Raw genomic sequence first — 6,213 nt, 5'->3', positions numbered from 1 at the left:
AGGTCCAGCCACAGCGCGAGGTCCAGGGTCCGTTCCAGGCCCCGCCGCGACGCCTGCGTGATCTGCGGGGTGTCGCTGTGGGCGGCGCGCCGGAGCCGGTCCGGGTCGACGAGGTCGAACACCCGGTGCGCCGGCTGGGCCAGCAGGTCCTTCGCCTGGTCCTGGAGGGCGATCGCGTACTTGGGGTCCTGGGTGGACGGGTAGGGACTCTTGACCCTGTCGTACACGGACTTCGGGATCACGTCCGCCGTCGCCTCCCGCAGCAGGCTCTTCTCCCGGCCGTCGAAGGACTTCAGGGACCATGGCGCGTTGTACACGTACTCGACGAGCCGGTGGTCGCAGTACGGCACCCGCACCTCGAGACCGACCGCCATGCTCGTCCGGTCCTTGCGGTCGAGCAGGACGCGTACGAAGCGGGTCAGGTGCAGGTGGCAGATCCGCCGCATCCGGTACTCGAAGTCGCTCTCGCCGTCCAGACGCCGGATTCCGGCGACGGCCGTGCGGTAGCCGTCCGCGACGTACGACTCCAGGTCCATGGCCTCGGTGAGGTCGGGGCGCAGGATGTCGGCGTCGTCCCCGAAGTCGCGCTGGAACCGGACGAGCCACGGGAAGGTGTCGGCGCTGCGGGCCTCCTCGTCGAAGAACTGCAGATAGCCACCGAAGACCTCGTCGGCCGACTCCCCGGAGAGCGCGACGGTGGAGTGCTCCCGGACGGCCTGGAACAGCAGATACAGCGAGGTGTCCATGTCGCCGAAGCCCGTCGGCAGGTCCCTGGCCCTGATCACCTTGGCGCGGACGTCCGGGTCGGCCAGGGCCTGCGCGTCCAGGACGATGTCGCGGTGGTCGGTGCCGGAGGCGCGGGCCACGTCGTGCACGAAGGGGGTGTCCGGGGTGGCGCGCAGTTCGTCGGCGACGAAGTGGTCGGTCTGGCCGACGAAGTCGACGGCGAAGCTGCGGACCCGCTCCCCGTGCTCGGCGAGCTGCCGGGCGGCGAGTGCGGTCATGGCGGAGGAGTCGAGGCCGCCGGAGAGCAGCGTGCAGCGCGGCACGTCCGCGACGAGCTGGCGGCGCACGATGTCGTCGAGGAGGGTGCGCACGGCGCCGATGGAGGTGTCACGGTCGTCGGTGTGCGGCCGGGTCTCCAGCTGCCAGTAGACGTGCCGGCGCGAGCCGGAGCGGTCGACGGTGACGACGGTGCCGGGCTCGACCTCGTGCATGCCGTCCCAGATCGCGTGCCCGGGCGTCTTGACGAAGGTGAAGAGCTCCCGCAGGCCGTCGAGGCGGACCCTCGCGCGGGCGAGGGGGTTGGCCAGGATCGCCTTGGGTTCGGAGCCGAACAGGACGCCGTCGGAGGTCGGGTAGTAGTAGAAGGGCTTGATGCCCATGCGGTCGCGGATCATCACGAGCTTGTCGTGGCGGCCGTCCCAGATGGCGAAGGCGTACATGCCGTTGAGCCGTCCGGCGAGTTCCGCGCCCCATTCCAGGTAGCCGCGCAGCACGACCTCGGTGTCGGAGTCGGTCGAGAAGCGGTGGCCGCGGCCGGTCAGCTCACGGCGCAGTTCGGTGAAGTTGTAGGCCTCGCCCGAGTAGACCAGCGCGACCGTGCCCTCCGGGGTCCCGGCGGTCATGGGCTGCCGTCCACCGGGCAGGTCGATGATCGCCAGCCGGCGGTGTCCGAGGGCCGCGGGGCCCTCGGCCCAGGTGCCGCGGTCGTCGGGGCCGCGGCAGGACATCGTCTCCGTCATTGCATCCAACGTCTCGCCCTCGGCCCGCAGATCGCGCTCGAAGGAGACCCATCCGGTGATGCCGCACATGCGTTACCTCCTGCGTCCGGTTCGCCGGGAGCACCGGGCTCACCTGCGCTTACAGGGTCGCGCGTTCGCTTCCACAAAACCAGTTGTATCCAGCATCTACACCTTGAGGCTGTTCCCCGCGGGAAGGGACCGTCAACACGGACGCAACCCGGCCGACGCGGCGACCCCGTCGGTTCCAGCCGCGTTTTGCCGGCGCCGGAACCGCCGGGCCGCTCGCCACCGGGCCCTTCTCGGTCGAAATCGGCCACAGGCAAAGAATTACCCAACGAGCGGAGAGGCCTATCGGAGCAATTATCCCCTTTCGCCGCTTTCCGTCCTGTGCGCTTCACTCATGGTGTGCGCCGGATGCTCTCGCTGCTGCTCGTGGTCCTCGGCCTGGCCGGGGCCCTGGTCCTGGCGTGCGCCGTCTCGGCCTGGTGGTGGTGCGCGGCCGGCGCCCTGCTGGCGCTGACGGCGGTCGGGGCGCGGGACCTGACCCAGACCCGCCACTCGGAGCTGCGGAATCTCCCTCTGCTGGGCCATCTGCGCTTCTTCGCGGACGCCCTGCGGCCACACGTCCAGCGCCATGTCGTCGAGCGGAACCACGACGGGCGTCCGTACGACCGTGCCGTGCGCGGCTTGGTGTACGCGCGGGCCGACGGCGCCGAGGAGGACGAGCCGTTCGGCACCGAGCGGGACGTGTACGGCACGGGACACGAGTACCTGGTGCCGTCGATGAGCCCGGTGGAGGCGCCGGAGAGACCGCCCGTGATCCGCGTCGGAGGCCCCGACTGCACCCAGCCCTACGACATGGCGCTGCTGAACGTCTCGGCCATGAGCTTCGGAGCGCTGTCCGCGAACGCGGTCCTGGCGCTCAACAGGGCCGCGGCGCTGGGGGGATTCGCGCACGACACCGGCGAGGGCGGCCTGTCGGACCATCACCTGCGCGGCGGCGGCGATCTGGTCTGGGAGATCGGCACCGGGTACTTCGGCTGCCGGACGTCCGAAGGAGGCTTCGAGGAAAGGGAGTTCGCGGACAAGGCCGCTCTGCCGGAGGTCCGCTGCGTGTCGCTCAAGCTGTCCCAGGGCGCGCACCCGGGCGTCGGCGGAGTGCTGCCCGGGGCGAAGGTGAGCGCCGAAGTCGCCCGGGTCCGGGGCGTCACGGCGGGGCGCACCGTGCTCTCGCCGCCGTACCACCAGGTCTTCTCGACCCCCCGCGAGCTCGTGGGGTTCCTCGCCCGGATGCGGCGGGCGGCGGGCGGCAAGCCGACCGGTCTCAAACTCTGCGTCGGGTCGCGCCGCCAGTTCCTCGCCGTGTGCAAGGCGATGCTCGCGGAGGGGGTCACACCCGACTTCATCGTGGTCGACGGTGCGGAGGGCGGCAGCGGGGCCGCGCCCACGGAGTTCTCCGGCCGGCTCGGAACGCCGCTCACCGAGGGTCTGATCACGGTGCACAACGCCCTGGTCGGCACTGGCCTGCGCGACCGCGTGCGCGTCGGCGCGAGCGGCAGGGTAGCGACCGGCGCGGACCTCGTCACCCGGCTGCTCCAGGGCGCCGACTACACGAACGCGGCCCGCGCGATGCTCTTCGCCCTCGGCTGCCGCCAGGCGCAGCGCTGTCACACCAACACCTGCCCGGCCGGCATCACCACCCAGGATCCGCGCCGCGTCCGCGTCCTGGACGTGGCCGACAAGTCCGCACGGGTGCACCGGTATCAGCGGGCCACGGTCCGCAGCGCCACCCGGATCATGGCCGCGATGGGGGTACGGCATCCCGGCGAGCTCACACCCGGCCAACTGCTGCGGCGTACGGATCCGGCGACCGTACGCTCGTACGCGGAGCTCTACGAGTGGCTGGAGCCCGGGGTGCTGCTCGCCGAGGCGCCCGCGTCCTGGGAGCGGGACTGGGCGGCGGCGGATCCCGACTCGTTCTGACGTCAGGACGGGCGTCATCGGCGTCGGCCCCGCGGCACCGGGCACCCCGGTGTCCGTGCCGCCCCTGTTCACGGCCGTCGCTGACGGCGCCATCGAGGTCCTGCGGCGGTCTCGGGAGCAGGCCGGACGGCCCGGCCGACACCGGCAGCCGATTACCCCAAATGCCCGAGAGGAGAATCAGTCCTATGGTGCTCGTATGGAGCATGCGCTGAGTCCCGCAACCCTCTCCGAACTGCGTCGGCCGCGGCCCTACCCCGCGGTGTCCGTGCTGACGCCGACGCACCGCCGCGAACCGGACAACGCCCAGGATCCGGTCCGGCTGCGCAATGTCGTGGCCGAGGCCAAGAAGCAGATCGAGTCCGATCCGGCGGTCACCCGCCAGCGGCGCGCCGAACTGGTCCAGCAGCTCGACCTGGCCCTGGCCGAGGTCGATCTGGCCCACGCCGAGGACGGTCTGGCGATCTTCGCGGCGCCCGGCGAGCATCAGGTGTGGTCGCTGGCCCGCCGGGTCCCCGAGCGCGTCGTGCTGTCGGACACCTTCCTGACCCGCAACCTGGTCGCCGCCCAGTCCTCCGAGCGGCCGTTCTGGGTGCTCTCGGTCTCGGCCGACCGGGTGACGCTGTGGAACGGCGGCGGCGACCGGGTCACCGCGGAGCACACCGTCGGTTTCCCGCTGACCCGCAGCCTGGAGGACCCGGACGCCGAGCGCCAGGAACGCGTCGGTGACCTGGCCAGCACCTTCCGCGCCGAGCGGACCCGGAACTTCCTGCGTGAGGCCGACACCGCGATGAGCGCCGTGCTCCGTGAGCGGAGCCGGCCGTTGTACGTCACCGGTGACACCGCCGCGCTCTCCCTCCTGGACGAGGTCGGCACGGTCACGAAGGACGCGTGGCACCTCCAGCACGGCGGTCTCGCCCACGGCACGCCCGAGGCCGTGTGGCAGGCGGTCCGCCCGCTGGTCGGCGCGGAGGAGCGGAGGAACACCGACGCGGTGGCCCGCGAACTCGAAGCGGCCCGCGGCCGCAAGGAATTCGCCGCCGGGGTCGACGAACTGTGGCAGAACGCGTCGCAGGGCCGGGTCCGGCTGCTCGCCGTGGAGGAGAACTACCGGGAGACGGTCCGCGACGGCGGCGATCACCTCGTACCGGCCGACAGCGGTGACCTGGACGCCCGCGAGGACATCGTCGACGAGATCGTCGAGCAGTGTCTGGAGACCGGTGCCGAGGTCCGCTTCGTCCCCGACGGCAGTCTGGGTGACGCGAAAGGCATCGCCGGGGTGCTGCGCTACTGATCTCTCCGGCCGACAATCTCCTGGAGAACTGTCGGTCCGAGAGGTGAGCACGTGAGCGAGTTGTTGGGTGTGGCGGTCCTCGGGGCGGGCCACATGGGAGCCGACCACATACGACGGATCGACCGAGTGGTGAACGGTGCACGGGTCGCGGCGGTGGCCGATCCCGACACCGAGCGGGCCGAGGACGCCGTCGCCGGGATCGACGGCGCCTCCGCGCACACCGAGGTGTCGGCCGCCCTGGACGCGCCCGGTGTGCGGGCCGTGCTGATCGCCTCCCCCGGTCCCGCGCACGAGGAAGCCCTGCTGGCGGCCTTCGAACGCGGCCTGCCGGTCCTGTGCGAGAAGCCGATGGTGCCGGAGTCGGCCGGGGCGCTGCGGGTGGTGGAGGCCGAGGCACGGCTCGGACGGCGGCTGGCGCAGGTCGGCTTCATGCGCCGGTACGACGCCGAGTACGTGCGCCTGAAGTCCCTGCTGGACAGCGGGCGGCTGGGCCGCCCGCTGATGCTCCACTGCACGCACCGCAATGTGTCCTCGCCGGCCGGCTTCACCTCGGCGATGCTGGTGAACAGCTCCGTGTCGCACGAGATCGACGCGGCGCGCTGGCTGCTGGGCCAGGAGCTCACGGCCGTGACGGTGTTGCGTCCGCGCCCGTCGTCGCACGCGCCCGCGGACCTCCTCGACCCTCAGTTCGTGCTGTTCGAGACGGCGGAGGGTGCCCTCGTCGACGTGGAGGTCTTCGTCAACACCGGCTTCGGCTACCAGGTGCGCTGCGAGGCGGTCTGCGAGTCCGGGAGCGCGCGGATCGGGGACGAGAACGCGATGCGGGTGACGACTGCGGACGGCGCCCGTCAGGAGGTGGCGCGGGACTACCTCGTACGCTTCGCCGACGCCTACGACCGCGAGGTGCAGGCCTGGGTGGACGCCACCCGTGCGGGCCGGGTCACCGGGCCCAGCGTCTGGGACGGGTACGCCGCGTCCGCGGTGGCCGAGGCGGGTGTCCGGGCGCTGGAGAGCGGCGGCAGGGTGACCGTCGAACTCGCCGCGCGCCCGGACCTCTACGCGTGATCAGCCGCTGACGCTCGCGGCGCCCGTCTCGACGTGGCCGGTTAACCGGCGCGACCAGCTCGCGTCCGAGTCGACGGTGACCGTGAAGTCGAAGCCGTGCAACTGGATCCCGGGCATGCCGCGGCGGGC

General features: G+C 71.8%; 4 protein-coding genes. 3 read left to right on the top strand and 1 reads right to left on the bottom strand.

Going from position 1 to position 6,213, the window contains the following annotated elements; genetic code table 11:
• A partial coding sequence (asnB, locus tag ABZV34_RS36545; protein WP_356286724.1) for an asparagine synthase (glutamine-hydrolyzing) occupies positions 1-1,814 on the bottom strand: 1,814 nt, incomplete at its 3' end.
• 345 nt (positions 1,815-2,159) lie between these two features.
• Between asnB and ABZV34_RS36540 the strand changes: the two genes are divergently transcribed.
• From ABZV34_RS36540 to ABZV34_RS36530, 3 genes are all read left to right on the top strand, one after another.
• A complete protein-coding gene (locus ABZV34_RS36540; RefSeq protein WP_356286725.1) occupies positions 2,160-3,728 on the top strand; it encodes an FMN-binding glutamate synthase family protein in 1,569 nt (522 codons plus the stop codon).
• A 196-nt stretch (positions 3,729-3,924) separates the two neighbouring features.
• The gene (locus tag ABZV34_RS36535) at positions 3,925-5,019 is read left to right on the top strand and encodes a chemotaxis protein (protein WP_356286721.1); all 1,095 of its coding nucleotides are present in this window, start codon (positions 3,925-3,927) and stop codon (positions 5,017-5,019) included.
• 51 nt (positions 5,020-5,070) lie between these two features.
• Positions 5,071-6,084 (top strand): Gfo/Idh/MocA family oxidoreductase, encoded by a 1,014-nt coding sequence (locus tag ABZV34_RS36530; protein WP_356286718.1) that lies wholly within the window; start codon positions 5,071-5,073, stop codon positions 6,082-6,084.
• The last annotated feature ends 129 nt before the right edge of the window (positions 6,085-6,213 follow it).

The organism is Streptomyces sp. NPDC005195 (assembly GCF_040608315.1).
Classification (GTDB): Bacteria; Actinomycetota; Actinomycetes; order Streptomycetales; family Streptomycetaceae; genus Streptomyces; species Streptomyces kaempferi.
This window is presented reverse-complemented; position numbering and strand designations above follow the sequence as displayed.